Raw genomic sequence first — 14,406 nt, 5'->3', positions numbered from 1 at the left:
TACATCTCACGGCGGGCAAAGTTAAGCAGACTTTCTGTATTTTACCTTTTACGCTTGTAGCTCGAAGGAACATTAAACGGAAAACCGGGACTTTGGTTTACCAATTCCACCTTGCTGTGTTTGAGGCGCATGGTTGTTTCGAGTTTCTGCTGCTCTTTGGAAAGCACGTTCAGGTTGATATGACTTACGAACGGAAAGAGAAAGCCGCCCACCGCTCTGAAATCCTCGTAATCCAGAGTAAAAGTGTTTTGCGTAGGTACTTCCGTTGCTTTCAGGCGCGAAAGCTTCTGATTTTTTTCGGCAATGTAGTTGTCCACTTCCAGCCTGTCGACGGCCTGTTTAAGGACATAAAAGTCATTTTCCTTCACAAAACGGCCGTCTTCCTGCATTTCAAAGGGCATATTGCCGATGATGACCGACTGCAGAAGATCAAAATTCAGGTCGAAATTATATTGTTTGCTAAGCTGGTCGTAATTGAAAACGAAGTAGTCGCGGTGAATTTTGTCCATAAACACGATGGAATCCCGGGTAATAATGCCCCGCGCGACTTCCAGGCCTACACCCGTCACCGACAGCCAGATGATGCTGTCCTTTTTCATGCGGATATTGACATTGGTATTATCGAAATCCTGCTTTGCACTCTTGAAAGAAAATTTGGATTTGGCCGTCAGGTAATCGAAATCAACTTCGGCGACTTTCACAACGGGCATCGGTTCCCCTGCGTCGGGCACTACCGCTACTGTATCCGTTGCTGCGGTATCTGCCGTTATGGTATCTTTGGGCTCCGGCCCCCTGGTAATCAGAGTTGTATCGCTATCCGACCTTTGGGAAACACTTTTGGAAGAACGTGGTTTGTGACAAGCCGTGAACCACATCAGAGATATGGCTACCAGCCCGACCATAATTTTACTGCTCATGTAATGCACCTGTCGCTATTTTTTTGTCAAGAAGTTCGGTGGTCTCCCCCATTCTTTTGGCTTTTTTCCATTGAGCCACCGCATTGTCCCGCTCTCCTAGTTTGAACAGGACGTCCCCATAATGCTCAACAATTGTGCCACTCACACCATTGCTGTCGAGCATTGCCTTTTCGAGGTACTCCTTGGCTTTTTTGTAGTCTTTACGAATATATAATACCCAGGCGTAGGTGTCCAGGTAGGTTGGGTTGTTCTGATGCTGCTGCACCAGTTTTTCCGACATTTTGAGTGCCAGATCAAGCTTTTCCTTTCTCAGGGAAAGAAAATAGCTGTAATTGTTCAGGACATGATCGTTGTCCGGGTCGGCCTTCAATGCGAGCTCGTAGGCGGCATCGGATTTGTCGTGGTCGCCTATTCCATTGAATGCATCACCAAGTTGAGCGTGGATCAAAGGCAGCAGTTGGGTATTCTCGCCGATCATTTTCAGGCTTTCTTCGAGTGATGAAGTGGCTTCCTTATAGTTTTTCTTCATTAAATTCGCCGTGCCATTGAAATACCAGAACATGCCCTGATTGGGGAATAACTCCAATGCCTTTTCCGAATGTACCAGCATGCTGTCGGGCTGATTGAGCTGGCCGTCGAGCTGCATAATGGCGATCCATACCTGGAATACATTGGGATCGGCCGTCGCGGCTCTCAGGTATAGCTGCCGGGCTTCTGGATATTTGCCCTGGCGTGTCAGCAAATCCGCGTAGATTACGGTTGCCTTGGATTCGTTCGGGTGAGTTTCTGAGAGCTGGCGCGCCAGTGAAACGGCCTCATTCACTTCATTTTCTGTTTTCAGCATCGTCAGGTAACCCGAAAGCACGCGGATTTTAGGGTCGGCATCGAGGTTCGGGTTGGCAAAAACCTGTTTCAGCTCCTGGTTGCATTTCTGCACATCGCCGTTCCTGCGGTAGATATCCGCCAGCAAGACGTGCGCCTGCGCCTCGTCCGGGTTAATTTTCAACGCTTCTTCCAGTGGAGCCACCGCTTCTACAATGCGGTCGTTGGCGATTAGCATTTCGGCCAGTTCCACACGGTAGCTTACCTCGCCAGGCTCCGCAGCAATCAGTTTACGACCTTCGGCCAGTGCTTTGTCAAGATTATTCTGGCGGAGATAAAGCTGTTGCTTCTGGTGTGTGATCTCTTCGGTCACACCCATCGATTTTTCCAGCTTGTTATAAGTATCGATTGCTTTATCGAACTGGTCGGCAAAAACATATACGGCTGCCAATTCTATTCCATACTCGATATTTTCGGGGTTTTTGGCTACCAGCGTTTCGTAAATCTGGGCGGCTTCGGAGTATTTGCGGCGTTTCGCGTAAAGCTCTGCAAGCTGTTGGGAATAGAAAATGTTTTCTTTATCGAGATCATGAGCCTTTTTAGAGGCATTGATTGCTTCGTCGTATTTTTCGAGTTTGATCAGCGCCGTAGCCACCATATAATGGGCCGCAGGATCCTGCGGGCTCAGGAGCGCAAGTTTTTCAAACACGGGTAATGCACGGTCGGGCTCGTCCTTCATCATGAATTTCATCCCCTCGGCGGCCATGGATTCCCCTTCCAGCTTTGTGAGGACGCCATCCTCTTTAACTTCCTGTTTGTCACGATCCTTACGACGCTGGGCGTGGGCCGGCGTCATCAGCCAGGAGGCTGATACGAGGCAAATAAGAAGGGTTATTTTCAAATATTCGGTCCTCATATATGAATCGTGCGCCATCAGATCGTGGTCATGACCGGCTATTTCAGTGTAAATAACAAAGTTACCAAATTTTGTCAGTATGCTCTGCCCAAATGTCTTTGCAAATAAGTATACTAACGTCGAAAAGCATATAATCTTATCCGCGGATAGCCTCATTGCATGGCATTATCGCACCGGATAGGCCGATTTTCCAAAACCGGGCAGCCCCGTCGGCGTTAGCACTTCTACATGGATGTCCGCAGCACCGACGGCATCGGAATGGTAGTAGCTTACCCGGGCCTTGCCATCGCTACCGGTTTTGAGCATAGGTGCCCAGAAAACGGTCGACCGGAAATCGGGATTTGGAGCCGGAGTGCTGATTGGGCTGTATTGTGGCGAATAGAACTCGCGCGGGGTGTGGAAACCGGCTATTTTGGTTACCAGCACACCCGGTACAATGTCTTGTGAATAGTCGTAATTCTCATTTCCACGCTTGGTAAGCACCGAAATAACCCCGTTGCCTCCCCTGCTGCCGTAAATTGCAGCGGACGCTCCTTTCAGCACGTCGATCGACTCCACGTCGTACACGCTCAGCGATGTGATCAGCTGCTTGTCCACCGGCATACCGTCCAGTACGAAAAGCGGCTCTCCTCTGTTGCCTCGTATGGATACCACGGCATTCATCCCCGACCCCATTACCGACACGCCTGCAACCCGGCCCTGAAGCATATCGAGTATGCTGGTATAGCCCGCAGACATCTGAGGGGTCACTTTCAAGGTAGCATCAGCAGAACTGTAAAGCTTTCGCGAGTCGCGGGGCACTTCTTTTTTTGCTTTAATGGTGACCTCCCGCAGAAGCCGCTCGCGGTTTTCCCGGATTTTGGTGGAAATCTCCTGGTCTCTGGCCGCATTTCTGAGAAAATCGGCTAGCCGTTGTGCATCGACGGTTACGGGTTTGAAAGGAATTTTCACCACCGAAGCGCGCGGCGGATCGAATGGATTCAGGGTAAAAGACAGGTTCTGGTTTCCCTTTTTATTCATTCCCTGCAGACGAAGTTGGAGGGAATCGCTGAAAGCCAGGTTGTAGACGATGAAATGGCCATTTTGGTCGGTTTCCGCCGTCATGAAATTGCTGAGGCTGTCGTTGCTGAGAAAGAGCGACAAAACGGTCTTTTCAGTCAGTTTTTTATTATTCCGTTTGGTATCGCCTTCGAGCGTGATGCCCTGTTCGACATATCTTTTTGTTGGCGGAATGGAGTCGCTCAGTACGTCTTCCCATTTGAAACGCGTCCAGCCTTGCGTCATCATCAGGTAGTCGAGATGGATTTTGCGTTGCGGTTTTGCGGGGTCCAGATAATAGGCAGGCTGTTGTATAAAGCCTTTTAAATCAGAAGATAATAACAAATAGGAAGCGATGTTTTGATCGAGGGGCTGCTGTAATATTTGGCCGGCATCCGTTACGGCCAGCGAAAGATTTGCTTCCACAGGTTTGCCTGCGGAGTCGGTAACGGTTACCTCTACATCGACTTTTTCTCGCGGCTTGTACTCGGCCTTGGATGGCTTGATGTGGACACGCAAGCTCCTCGAATGGTCCACGAACACCAGCCGTTCGCAAACTGGCTTACCCGTGTCGTCGAAAAGCGTAACGTGTGTAATGCCGTCGGGCAATTCGGTGGTTGGCAGCTGCATCATTAAGCCGCGGTTACCGATTTTTCCTTTTGCCACAAATGCTACAATGCCCCGCGCGTGCCCCACGACATGAACCGGTACTTCCGTTTTTCCGGGAATTTTAGCGTAGGCTATTGCCCTCATTTTGAATGGATTAGAAAGGTTGTCGATCAGCATTGTGAAACCTGACTCATGCACTTTCGGAAATGCAACTGGTGTCGATCTGCCGTCGCTTTCCTTTACAAATGCACGGTAAGACTCCCCTGTTTTAGGCGCAAACTGAAACCGGCCCATTCCCAAATGCTCGCTTTTGAATGAAGCAACGGTATCGCCGCTTTGGCTTAGCACGAAGCCCGCGACATCCTGGGCCAGCCCCGCTTCATTTACCGCCTTGAATGCTACCCGCGTGTTGATATCCGCGACCAGCTGCCCGCCCTCCGGAAAAAATTGCAGGTCTATTTTACTGCCAGCGGTGTTTGGTGTAGTATTTTCCTTGTAATCAAATACATACACATTTTTTTGGAAGAAAAAGTCTGCGGAGGAGTTGCGCATCCAGTTGGTGTATGCGCGGATCGTGTAAGCGCCGGGCGCCAGCGAATCGGAGAGAACGAACTCGCCGTGGCCAACGCCTCCGGTCATTTGTACACGTTTCAAAGCTGCATTCCTGCCCGAGCGCTGCTCGATCAAGTCTACGTAGAGGAGGTTACTGGCGCTGTCTGCGAGGTGCAGCGACCCTTCGGCAAGATAAGCTTTGAACCAGATCGTATCGCCGGTTACGTAATAGGGCTTGTCGAGGTGGAGGTAGGCTTTCTCCACGGGCCGTGCGCCGCGGTATTTATTTAATTTGTTGGAAATGAATTGAGTGAAGTCTTCTTCCGACCATTGGAATGCGGTAATAAGTAATGTAATGGCGGCAAGTAGTGCACTGTTGATGAAGGTTTTTTTCCACGGCATGTCGTTGATCAAGATTTGTTATATATGCAATTTACCTAAAATAAACTTGCAAAATAATTCTACTGATTCAGCTTACTAACCAGCAAATAAACGGGATAGCTTATCACAAGGAACAGCAGTGCATACTGGCTGCTCGGAAGGTCCTGAACAATGGCGCCGACCAGGAAGGCTATGGACAGAACAAGCATTAATATGGGCAGAAAAGGGTAGGCGGGGACCTTCCATGGCCTGGGCAAATCGGGTTCCTTTTTTCGTAATGCGAGAAGCGACGCAAATCCAGAAGTATAACCCAGTACAAAAAAGAATGTCGCGATGTCGGACAGCTTCTCTGTTGCATCTTTCCCGATGAGAATCAATGTGATAGCTACTGCGGAAGTAATAAGCATCGCGACTGCCGGCGTACCGCCCTGGTTGACGGTAACACCCGATCGGAGAAACAGCCCGTCACGGCTCATGGAGTAGAGCACGCGGGGATTGAACAATAGCTGTGCATTGACGATGCCGAGAATAGAAATCATCAGGAACAAGGTCACAATTTTGCCGGAACCTTCGCCGAAAATCAACGTAATAGCATCTGCTGCAGCCAGTTTCGATTGTGCGAGCCGGTCCATCGGCAGCACATGGAGGATCGCCAGGTTACAAAGCAGGTAAATGGCAATGATCACCAAAACCCCCCCGATCATCGATTTGGGCAGGTTTTTGGAAGGGTCACGGTCTTCTTCGGAAAAATAGGCCGCAGTATGCCAGCCGTCGTAAGTATAAAATATGGCTTGCAAAGAGAAAACCACGGGCGCTATCCAGGAGCCTGTTTCGATGATTTTGCTTGTTGTTACTTGTGCTTCTATTACCGTAACCTCGCTGCCATACAAATAGCAAACCGCAACGAATGCGAAAAGCCCGATACCTTTCAGCAAACTCATAATGTTCTGAAAACTGCTCGCCAATGCCAGCCCGATCCAGTGTATAAGCGTGAGTGCGAGCAGGATAGCTGCTGCCACGTAGGATTCATAGCCTGCGAACGACGGGATCAGCAGCGCCAGGTATTCACTCATGGTGTACACTCCAAAACCCAGCGCGGAACAAGTGCCGAGCCAGCTGTTGATCCCGACCACGAAACCCGCATAGTTTCCGAACGCACGCTGTGCATACACGTACCAGGCGCCCGCCCGCGGGACCGACGTGCCGAGCTCGATGGTACACAACGTTCCGAGAAATGCGTACAGGCTTACTCCAACCCATAGTGCCATGATCAGCACCGGATCGCCCAACTGTGCGGCGATCGGACCGGGCTTCCGGAGAATGCCGGTGCCGATGGTGCCGCCGACGGTCACAGCGACGCCGAATCCGACGCCCAGGATCTTGAAAAGTTCGTTTCGGGTAGAAGGTTGCTGCATTGGGAGTGAAAATGTGCTTTTCGAAAATAGGAAACTTTTTCTGAATGTAACTCCTATCTTAGGCACCAAATACAAGCGTAGCCGCTAATCTCCGTCACGCCACCATGTTTAAGGCTAAAAACCTTTGGATCATTCATTTGCTGGGCTGGGTACTGTTCATGAGCCTGCCGCTGACGATCGTCTTGCGCCAGCCGGGCACCGATTGGGCCTCCCTGGTTTTGCGCTCATGGTGGTTCTGGCTGTTTTTCCACATTTACGCGGCGTTGTTTTATGGCAATTTGCTGTTGCTCATCCCGAAACTGTACCTGAAACAGCATTACGTAGCCTATACGGGTATTTTTGTATTGTTGTTGGCGCTTATTTATTTTTCTCAACCATTCGAGAAGCTGATATTCAGGAAGTTTCAGCAGGAGCAGCAGGGCAGGGAGGCGTGGACGGAACCACCTCGCGAAGCTTTCCGGGAAGGTCGGATGCCCGGCCCGCCACCGCATTTAGGGTCTCGCCCGCGTCCGGTGCGTGAGCGGGCGGTGGATTTTGTGAGCCTCACGCTCTTCATCGTTGTCTGGGCGGTTGGAATGGCGATCCGCATTTCCCGGGAATGGAGGCAATCGGAGCGGCGGGTGATACTTTCCGAAGCCGAGAAGGCACATGCCGAGCTGTCGTTTTTTAAAGCGCAGATCAACCCGCATTTTCTTTTCAATACCCTCAACAACATTTATGCCCTGGCGGTCAGCAGCAGCGTGCATACGGCACCGAGCATTCTCAAATTATCGCAAATGATGCGGTACATTACCGAGGAGGCGACTGAAAATTACGTTCCGCTGGAAGATGAGCTTGCCTGCCTCCAAAATTATGTAGAACTGCAAAAACTCCGGCTTAATGCGAAAACCCGGCTGGATTTTGAGGTAAAAGGCCAGGAGGAGGGTATCAAAATCGCGCCGCTGATCCTGATGACGTTTGTGGAAAATGCATTTAAATACGGCGTAAGCAACCGCCGCGACTCGCTTATTCGTATTGCGGTGGAGATAGCAGGGAGAAATATCTTGTTCTTTTGCCAAAACCGGATTGTCGATCGGAGCAAAGATGAACAGCGCACTGGCGTGGGGATTTTGAATACGCGAAAGCGGCTGGATTTGCTTTATAGCGGATCCTATGATCTCGATATACGTAACGAGGGGGAGGTTTTTACAGTGAATCTAAAACTCACAGGACGATGAAATGCGTGATCATTGACGACGAGCCGCTGGCACTAAGCATTTTGGAAAAATACATAACCGCATTTCCGGTGCTGGAATTAATTGGCAAGTTCGACGATGCGATCGAGGGAGGGCGGTTTCTGAAAGCGACTATTGTGGATTTGCTTTTTATTGATATTAATATGCCCGATTTGTCCGGATTGGAGCTGGTTGCCGGGCTGGAAAGCAGACCCATGATCATCTTTACGACTGCTCATAAAAAATTCGCTTACGAGGGATTTGAGCTCGAAGCGGTGGACTACCTATTGAAACCGATTACAATCGAACGTTTCGAAAAGGCTGTGCAGAAGGCTACCGAGCGTTTTGAGCTGAAAAGGCCGCGGGAAATGGAGGAGTCTATCGTGGTCCGTTCTGAATATAAGGCGATCAAGATAGCATTGAATGATATTGCGTATATCGAGGGAATGGAGGATTATATTAAAATCCATTTGCTGAGCTCTCGGCATCCGGTCATGACGCTCATGTCTTTGAAAGGGATTCTGGAAAATTTGCCCGAAAGTGGGTTCAGCAGGATCCACCGCAGCTACATTGTGCCTAATTTGCAAGTGAAATCTATTCAGAACAAGAAAGTTAAGCTTTTGTCCGGGGCTGAGCTGCCGGTAAGCGACAGCTATACCGATTTTATCGGAAAGTGGAAGAACCAGCAGGCCTGATTTCAGAGAACCTGCCGACTCACCGGTAAAATAGGGTCATTGACCGACACATTCCACCCGTTCCGCAACAAAGGAGAAAACGAATACGATAATGTATTTAAACTCACAGAACTGCTGCAATTATGGAACGCAAAGAATTTTTGAAAAGAGGGTTTTCGGCATTGGGACTGGCGGCGATCATACCGGTGATCAGCTGCTCCAATGATTCGGTAGATCCCGTCGAAACCTCAACGGATACAACCGGAACTACGTCTGGCTCCACATCAGGCTCAACGTCCGGAACCTGCACCGCGACCGCCTCCGAAACGGAAGGGCCATTCCCGACGAAATCACCGGCCAGCCTGGTATCAAACGACATTACTTCCGACCGCCCGGGCACGAAACTGACGGTCAAAATCACGATTCAGAATAAGAATAACAGTTGCGAAGGGCTGGAAGGGGCATTAGTGGATATCTGGCATTGTGATGCCGCAGGGAATTATTCCGAGTACGGCGGCACAGGTATGCAGTCGACGAACTACACGAGTGTGCATTTCCTCCGCGGTCGCCAGACGACCGATGTGAATGGACTCGTGACATTCACCAGCATTTATCCGGGCTGGTACTCCGGCCGTGCGGTGCATATTCACGTACACGTATATAATGCGAGCGGGAAATCGTTGCTGGTTACGCAAATCGCATTTCCGGAAGATATCACCAAGGTCGTATTTGCGCAGGGCGTGTATGCGAGCCACGGCCAGGCGGATACGACAAATGCGAAAGATAACGTCTTCGGCGACGGTGTAAGCACCGAGATGTCGACCGTTACCGGCAGCGTTTCGGCAGGTTATGAACTGACGCACGCGATTGTGGTAAGTGCTTAGTTTGACTTCGGCTGTCGGTTTTCGGCAGTCGGACTTTTTCCTTTAATGCAGGATTTTAGACGGTCGATCATTAGAATAGTAATCAAGCCGATAGCCGATAGCCGAAGTAATACAACTATGTTCCCAACAACCCCAGCTCAAATATACCTGGAAAGCCTTCGCGGGCGGTTTCAGGCGGGAGGTTACCGGAGTTTCAGGACCTTCCGTTTTGAAGAGTACTACGCTCCCGATCGAGGGCCGTTCGGAACGCTGGAAGTCCTGAATGACGAGATGTTGATGCCTGAATGCGGCCATACGTTGCGTGTGGAGCGGTTTTGTCAGGTCATTTTGTTGCCGGTGGCGGGGGCCATTGAGGTCGGGGAAAAGGGTAGGGAGCCCAGATTTGTCAATTCCGGCGAGGCGTTGTTCCTGCTCGCGTCGCCGGACAACCATTATACCATTACCAATCCGTATCCCGAAGAGCCCATCAATTATTTGCAGATCCGGGTCGCGGATGACGAGTTTTTAAGCACCCCGATGTCGTTATCAGGCATCACCAGTCAGTTTGATCTAAGTGAAAAGAATGTCCTTCTCCCGGTCCGGGGCTACAACGGAAGCTCCGCCCATCTGTTTATCGGCCAATACGACGGCCGGGCAGAAGGCATTTTTACCAGTTCGAACGTCGATCATAACACATTCATTTTCGTGATTGAAGGGGCGTTTGAAGTGCAGAACCGGCTGCTTGAAAGGCGGGATGGATTGGGCTTGTGGAATGCGGAAGCGGTAGAGTTCGAGGCGTTGTCGAATGGAGCGATTTTGTTGGTGATTGATATTGGAGATTAGGGCTGATAAAGTATGAAAATCAGCTCTTTAACTCTTTCAAAGTGATCGTCTGTCGACAAAAGTGGAATACCCAGGAAAATGGATGTAGCAGCAATTATGGCGTCGAGGAGTTTGAGATTGTATTGACGCTGGATGTAAATGGCAATTTCCTTGATTCCATCAATCAGGCCGATGACTATGCATTCATTCAAAAACTTTTCAACCCAAGGCCCTTCCTCGACGGGTATTGCTTGATAACCCAATAATTCCAATTCGCCAACAATGGAAATGTAAGCTTCTGTGTCTTGCAAAAGTACAGCCAGATATCGGTCGCCTCTAAAGAGGTTGATCGCAATATCTGTGTCAATCAGGATCTTGGTTCCACTCATTTTCTCGATCGGTTTTCTGGATGTCGTCATTAAATTTGATTGCGCCTACAAATTTTTGAGCATTAAGTTTTTTCCCGTTTGCGCTGAATGCGGCAGGCGGAAAAAACTTCGAACGTGCAGTAGGGGAAAACACCTCACTTAGCATTTGACCTTTTTTCAAAATCAGTTTCATGGTTAGCAGTGATTGGGTTGATAAATTAAAAATAGGCTGAAAAAGACATAAGGAAATCGATAAATGTGTGAACAGCCGTGCTCGATGATCAGGAGGTGGATAGGTCCTATGTAGGTCCTAAGCAACAGCAAATTTTGCTATTGTTAGACTTGGACTCGTCTTTCAACGCAATCAAAATTGAGGTTTCCATGTTATATTCGTGTAAGGTAAATACACATAACTATGGAAATAACGATCGATATCCCTGAGAATGAAGCTCCATTCGTGTTGGAGCTATTGAAAAACTTGAAATTTTTGACAATCAGAAAGGCTGAGCCGCAAAATTCATTTGCAGACTTTCGTAGTGAATGGGCGAAGCTTTCTAGCCGTTTACCACAAACTGATCCAGATATCACGGAAGATGAAATTCTTGCCGAGATAAAAGCAGTTCGGGCGGCTAGAAATGCGAAGTAGTGCATATAGTCATTGACACCACAGACTATATCAGTGCTCTCATCGGAAAAACGCACCGGGCTAAGTTGGAGCGCATTTTCTTGAATGAGAATATTCAGATTTTGGCTGATATCACCCTTTTAGAAGAGATCTCCGAAGTCGCTTATCGTGAGAAGTTCCGGAAATACATTACAATTGAGGATGCCGATGAGTTTATCAGTTCGTTAAAACGGCGCCTAAAACCTGTTGTCGTAACATCCGTTATCGATGCCAGCCCGGATCCTGACGACAATTTCATTCTCGCATTAGCCAGAGACGGCATGGCAGAATATATTGTAACCGGTGATAAGCGGGGCTTGTTGGAACTAGGATCTTTCGAAGAAATTCCAATCGTTCGTCTGCAAGCCTTTTTAGACATTTTGACCTTACCATAAAACACAAAAACCGCGGATGCCGTTTTCACAGCATCCGCGGTTTTGCATTAAATATGTATTCTTAAAGAACTGCCTCGGCGAGAACCAATACTTTGTTATTCAGCACTTCCACAACACCACCGTCGATGACGAAGTTTTGCTTTGCAGCGCCGGTATCGACTACCACATCACCTTTGCCCAGCGTGCTGACCAGCGGCGCGTGACGGTTCAGAACCTGAAACTGTCCTTCGGTACCCGGTAATGTTACGGCATTCGCCTCGCCGGCAAATACCTTTTTATCTGGGGTAATGATTTCTAAATGCATAATAGTCTATGAGTTTAAAGTTCATGAGTTTATGAGTTTAAAGTCTATGAGTTTTATACTCATGAACTTTAAACTCATGAACTTTATAACTTATCTGCCTGCTTCCGCCAGCATTTTTTCTCCTTTCGCCTGAGCGTCTTCGATGGTTCCAACGAGGTTGAAAGCCATCTCAGGAAGGTGGTCATAAGCACCGTCCATGATCAGGTTGAAGCCTTTGATAGTATCATTAATATCTACCAATACACCTTTCAAACCTGTGAACTGCTCAGCAACGAAGAATGGCTGCGAAAGGAAGCGCTCTACGCGACGTGCACGTGATACAACCAGTTTATCCTCTTCGGAAAGTTCTTCCATACCGAGGATCGCGATGATATCCTGCAATTCTTTGTAACGCTGAAGAATGTTTTTCACACGTTGTGCGCAGTCGTAGTGCGCTGCACCGAGTGTTTCAGCATTCAAAATACGTGAAGCGGAGTCAAGCGGATCCACAGCAGGGTAGATACCTTTCTCAGATACTTTACGGCTCAATACGGTCGTAGCATCCAAGTGTGCAAATGTGGTTGCCGGAGCCGGGTCAGTCAAGTCATCCGCAGGTACGTAAACCGCCTGTACGGAAGTGATTGAACCACGTTTGGTAGAGGTGATACGCTCCTGCATCTGGCCCATTTCAGTAGCAAGCGTAGGCTGGTAACCTACCGCAGATGGCATACGTCCCAAAAGAGCGGATACCTCTGAACCAGCTTGTGTAAAACGGAAAATGTTATCGATAAAGAAAAGGATATCGCGGCCTTGACCTTCGCCATCTCCGTCACGGAAATACTCAGCCATGGTCAGACCTGACAAAGCCACACGGGCACGTGCGCCAGGAGGTTCGTTCATCTGGCCGAACACGAATGTTGCCTGCGAATCTTTCAGTGTATTGTAATCAACTTTGGAGATATCCCAGCCGCCTTCTTCCATGCTGTGCTTGAAATCCTCGCCGTATTTGATGATACCCGCTTCGATCATCTCACGCATCAGGTCATTACCTTCACGTGTACGCTCACCCACACCGGCGAATACCGAAAGACCGGAATATGCTTTCGCGATGTTGTTGATCAACTCCTGGATCAATACGGTTTTACCTACACCCGCACCACCGAACAAACCGATCTTACCACCTTTTACGTAAGGAGCAAGAAGGTCGATTACCTTGATACCTGTGAAAAGTACCTCGGTAGCGGTTGCCAGCTCTTCGAATTTCGGAGCCGCGCGGTGAATGGAGATACCATTTGAAGAATCCAACGGAGTAAGACCGTCGATCGCTTCACCGATTACGTTGAACAGACGTCCTTTGATACCTTCGCCGATAGGCATCTTGATAGGTGCCCCGAGCGGAGTAACCTCCATGCCGCGTTGCATACCTTCAGTACTGTCCATCGCGATAGTACGGATACGGTCTTCGCCCAGGTGCTGCTGGCACTCAAGAACTACTTTCTGACCGTTTGGTTTGATGACTTCCAACGCATCAAGGATCGCAGGGATACGTCCGCTGTCCTCAAATGATACGTCTACAACCGGGCCAATTACCTGCGTAATTTTTCCTACGTTTGCTGCGTTTGCCATTATATAATTTTGATTATCTCGGATGAGGTTTTTTTCAGACCGCAAAAGTAGGAGATAATTTGGTCAGTACCAATAGCAGACGGGCCGAAAATTTGGATATTTTTTAGAAAATCACCCGTTTTCCCGAAAACTGTGTTTAATATTTCCGGAAAGTAGGTTTGAGAGGGGTGGAGCGGGAACTTTTTAAGCGCCTGCCCGACCACTCCGGAGTTTGAGATAGTTGTTAAAATCGCCTAAATTTGAATTGAACACCGACAAAATGCAGATGAACACGCAACTTCTGGAACGTATTACATTCAATCCGAAACAATGCGGCGGTAAGCCTTGCATCCGGAACATGCGTATCCGCGTGACGGATGTAATCGAGTTGTTGGCGGCGGGAATCACGCCGGAACAGATTGTTACCGACGAGCTGCCGGACCTGGAACGGGAAGACATCACCGCGTGTCTGCTTTACGCGGCTGCAAAACTGAACCACCCCGTTTTGCAAGCGGCCTGATGATCATACTCGACGCCCAACTGCCTCCGGCGCTTGCTGTCTGGATCACAGAGACTTTCGAAATCCCCTGCTTTTCGGCACAATTTCTAAGCCTCCGTCATGCGGAAGACGAAGAGATATTTGCTTTTTCCAAAACAACAAATGCGATTGTCATAACGAAGGACGACGATTTCGTTTCGCTACTGAACCGTTTCGGCAGTCCGCCGAAAGTCATCTGGCTTACTTGCGGAAATACATCCAAAAATAGATTGAAAGAAATTTTCGAGGCAAATTTGGCATCTGCATTAGCTTTGCTAGAAACGAACGACTTGGTGAGATAACCGGCCTCTGACCGGTTTCCGATTAAAA

Annotated in this window: 16 protein-coding genes; 8 read left to right on the top strand and 8 right to left on the bottom strand. The window is 48.9% G+C overall.

What is annotated here, in order from left to right; all coding sequences use genetic code 11:
- Positions 1 to 41: 41 nt before the first annotated feature.
- From ACQ4MZ_RS27210 to ACQ4MZ_RS27195, 4 genes are all read right to left on the bottom strand, one after another.
- On the bottom strand, positions 42 to 917 hold the full coding sequence (locus tag ACQ4MZ_RS27210; RefSeq protein ID WP_430850534.1) for a DUF4292 domain-containing protein: 876 nt from the start codon (positions 915 to 917) through the stop codon (positions 42 to 44).
- A complete protein-coding gene (locus tag ACQ4MZ_RS27205) occupies positions 907 to 2,655 on the bottom strand; it encodes a tetratricopeptide repeat protein (RefSeq protein WP_430850532.1) in 1,749 nt (582 codons plus the stop codon). Before ACQ4MZ_RS27205 ends, ACQ4MZ_RS27210 begins: the two co-directional genes overlap by 11 nt.
- A gap of 165 nt (positions 2,656 to 2,820) precedes the next feature.
- On the bottom strand, positions 2,821 to 5,256 hold the full coding sequence (locus ACQ4MZ_RS27200) for a TonB-dependent receptor plug domain-containing protein (RefSeq protein ID WP_430850530.1): 2,436 nt from the start codon (positions 5,254 to 5,256) through the stop codon (positions 2,821 to 2,823).
- Between the two features lie 59 nt (positions 5,257 to 5,315).
- The gene (locus tag ACQ4MZ_RS27195; RefSeq protein WP_430850528.1) at positions 5,316 to 6,650 is read right to left on the bottom strand and encodes an APC family permease; all 1,335 of its coding nucleotides are present in this window, start codon (positions 6,648 to 6,650) and stop codon (positions 5,316 to 5,318) included.
- 104 nt (positions 6,651 to 6,754) lie between these two features.
- Here ACQ4MZ_RS27195 and ACQ4MZ_RS27190 point away from each other — a divergent pair, with 104 nt between their 5' ends.
- The 4 genes from ACQ4MZ_RS27190 (at position 6,755) to ACQ4MZ_RS27175 (ending at position 10,244) form a co-directional block, all read left to right on the top strand.
- Positions 6,755 to 7,867, top strand: coding sequence for a sensor histidine kinase (locus tag ACQ4MZ_RS27190; protein ID WP_430850526.1), 1,113 nt, complete (start codon positions 6,755 to 6,757; stop codon positions 7,865 to 7,867).
- Positions 7,864 to 8,559 carry a LytR/AlgR family response regulator transcription factor gene (locus tag ACQ4MZ_RS27185; RefSeq protein ID WP_430850524.1) on the top strand — a complete coding sequence of 232 codons (696 nt, stop codon included), beginning with the start codon at positions 7,864 to 7,866 and terminating at the stop codon, positions 8,557 to 8,559. The genes ACQ4MZ_RS27190 and ACQ4MZ_RS27185 overlap by 4 nt, the downstream gene beginning before the upstream one ends.
- Positions 8,560 to 8,681: 122 nt before the next feature.
- The gene (locus tag ACQ4MZ_RS27180) at positions 8,682 to 9,422 is read left to right on the top strand and encodes an intradiol ring-cleavage dioxygenase (protein WP_430850522.1); all 741 of its coding nucleotides are present in this window, start codon (positions 8,682 to 8,684) and stop codon (positions 9,420 to 9,422) included.
- Between the two features lie 117 nt (positions 9,423 to 9,539).
- Positions 9,540 to 10,244: a hypothetical protein gene (locus ACQ4MZ_RS27175; RefSeq protein ID WP_430850520.1), complete on the top strand. Its 705-nt coding sequence runs from the start codon at positions 9,540 to 9,542 to the stop codon at positions 10,242 to 10,244.
- Here ACQ4MZ_RS27175 and ACQ4MZ_RS27170 read toward each other — a convergent pair.
- On the bottom strand, positions 10,241 to 10,612 hold the full coding sequence (locus ACQ4MZ_RS27170) for a PIN domain-containing protein (RefSeq protein WP_430850518.1): 372 nt from the start codon (positions 10,610 to 10,612) through the stop codon (positions 10,241 to 10,243). The two genes, ACQ4MZ_RS27175 and ACQ4MZ_RS27170, sit on opposite strands and share 4 nt — an antisense overlap.
- The gene (locus tag ACQ4MZ_RS27165; RefSeq protein WP_430850516.1) at positions 10,587 to 10,784 is read right to left on the bottom strand and encodes a hypothetical protein; all 198 of its coding nucleotides are present in this window, start codon (positions 10,782 to 10,784) and stop codon (positions 10,587 to 10,589) included. Before ACQ4MZ_RS27165 ends, ACQ4MZ_RS27170 begins: the two co-directional genes overlap by 26 nt.
- Before the next feature lie 222 nt (positions 10,785 to 11,006).
- On the opposite strand from ACQ4MZ_RS27165, the gene ACQ4MZ_RS27160 reads away from it, so the two are divergent.
- Both ACQ4MZ_RS27160 and ACQ4MZ_RS27155 read left to right on the top strand, forming a co-directional pair.
- Positions 11,007 to 11,237 carry a hypothetical protein gene (locus tag ACQ4MZ_RS27160; RefSeq protein ID WP_309988874.1) on the top strand — a complete coding sequence of 77 codons (231 nt, stop codon included), beginning with the start codon at positions 11,007 to 11,009 and terminating at the stop codon, positions 11,235 to 11,237.
- On the top strand, positions 11,237 to 11,650 hold the full coding sequence (locus ACQ4MZ_RS27155) for a putative toxin-antitoxin system toxin component, PIN family (protein ID WP_430850514.1): 414 nt from the start codon (positions 11,237 to 11,239) through the stop codon (positions 11,648 to 11,650). Before ACQ4MZ_RS27160 ends, ACQ4MZ_RS27155 begins: the two co-directional genes overlap by 1 nt.
- 61 nt (positions 11,651 to 11,711) lie before the next feature.
- Here ACQ4MZ_RS27155 and atpC read toward each other — a convergent pair whose 3' ends face one another.
- A complete protein-coding gene (atpC, locus tag ACQ4MZ_RS27150) occupies positions 11,712 to 11,954 on the bottom strand; it encodes an ATP synthase F1 subunit epsilon (RefSeq protein WP_223406105.1) in 243 nt (80 codons plus the stop codon).
- 90 nt (positions 11,955 to 12,044) lie between these two features.
- Positions 12,045 to 13,559: a F0F1 ATP synthase subunit beta gene (gene atpD / locus ACQ4MZ_RS27145; protein WP_430850511.1), complete on the bottom strand. Its 1,515-nt coding sequence runs from the start codon at positions 13,557 to 13,559 to the stop codon at positions 12,045 to 12,047.
- A 265-nt stretch (positions 13,560 to 13,824) separates the two neighbouring features.
- Here atpD and ACQ4MZ_RS27140 point away from each other — a divergent pair, with 265 nt between their 5' ends.
- Entirely contained in the window at positions 13,825 to 14,058 is a 234-nt protein-coding gene (locus ACQ4MZ_RS27140; protein ID WP_430850509.1) for a DUF433 domain-containing protein, read from the top strand.
- A complete protein-coding gene (locus tag ACQ4MZ_RS27135) occupies positions 14,058 to 14,378 on the top strand; it encodes a DUF5615 family PIN-like protein (protein ID WP_430850507.1) in 321 nt (106 codons plus the stop codon). The genes ACQ4MZ_RS27140 and ACQ4MZ_RS27135 overlap by 1 nt, the downstream gene beginning before the upstream one ends.
- Positions 14,379 to 14,406 lie beyond the last annotated feature (28 nt).

Origin of the sequence: Dyadobacter sp. BHUBP1 (genome assembly GCF_050587785.1) — a bacterium.
Lineage (GTDB): Bacteria > Bacteroidota > Bacteroidia > Cytophagales > Spirosomataceae > Dyadobacter.
Note: the sequence above shows the minus strand (reverse complement) of the source record. Positions and strands in the feature narration are given on the sequence as shown.

What these genes read in the sequence shown, in the direction of transcription:
- ACQ4MZ_RS27185 (WP_430850524.1), top strand. Translation starts at nt 7,864, where the DNA reads ATGAAATGCGTGATCATTGACGACGAGCCGCTGGCACTAAGCATTTTG.
- ACQ4MZ_RS27160 (WP_309988874.1), top strand. Translation starts at nt 11,007, where the DNA reads ATGGAAATAACGATCGATATCCCTGAGAATGAAGCTCCATTCGTGTTG.
- ACQ4MZ_RS27190 (WP_430850526.1), top strand. Translation starts at nt 6,755, where the DNA reads ATGTTTAAGGCTAAAAACCTTTGGATCATTCATTTGCTGGGCTGGGTA.
- ACQ4MZ_RS27205 (WP_430850532.1), bottom strand. Translation starts at nt 2,655, where the DNA reads ATGAGGACCGAATATTTGAAAATAACCCTTCTTATTTGCCTCGTATCA.
- ACQ4MZ_RS27175 (WP_430850520.1), top strand. Translation starts at nt 9,540, where the DNA reads ATGTTCCCAACAACCCCAGCTCAAATATACCTGGAAAGCCTTCGCGGG.
- atpD (WP_430850511.1), bottom strand. Translation starts at nt 13,559, where the DNA reads ATGGCAAACGCAGCAAACGTAGGAAAAATTACGCAGGTAATTGGCCCG.
- ACQ4MZ_RS27135 (WP_430850507.1), top strand. Translation starts at nt 14,058, where the DNA reads ATGATCATACTCGACGCCCAACTGCCTCCGGCGCTTGCTGTCTGGATC.
- ACQ4MZ_RS27195 (WP_430850528.1), bottom strand. Translation starts at nt 6,650, where the DNA reads ATGCAGCAACCTTCTACCCGAAACGAACTTTTCAAGATCCTGGGCGTC.
- ACQ4MZ_RS27165 (WP_430850516.1), bottom strand. Translation starts at nt 10,784, where the DNA reads ATGAAACTGATTTTGAAAAAAGGTCAAATGCTAAGTGAGGTGTTTTCC.
- atpC (WP_223406105.1), bottom strand. Translation starts at nt 11,954, where the DNA reads ATGCATTTAGAAATCATTACCCCAGATAAAAAGGTATTTGCCGGCGAG.
- ACQ4MZ_RS27200 (WP_430850530.1), bottom strand. Translation starts at nt 5,256, where the DNA reads ATGCCGTGGAAAAAAACCTTCATCAACAGTGCACTACTTGCCGCCATT.
- ACQ4MZ_RS27170 (WP_430850518.1), bottom strand. Translation starts at nt 10,612, where the DNA reads ATGAGTGGAACCAAGATCCTGATTGACACAGATATTGCGATCAACCTC.
- ACQ4MZ_RS27140 (WP_430850509.1), top strand. Translation starts at nt 13,825, where the DNA reads ATGAACACGCAACTTCTGGAACGTATTACATTCAATCCGAAACAATGC.
- ACQ4MZ_RS27180 (WP_430850522.1), top strand. Translation starts at nt 8,682, where the DNA reads ATGGAACGCAAAGAATTTTTGAAAAGAGGGTTTTCGGCATTGGGACTG.
- ACQ4MZ_RS27210 (WP_430850534.1), bottom strand. Translation starts at nt 917, where the DNA reads ATGAGCAGTAAAATTATGGTCGGGCTGGTAGCCATATCTCTGATGTGG.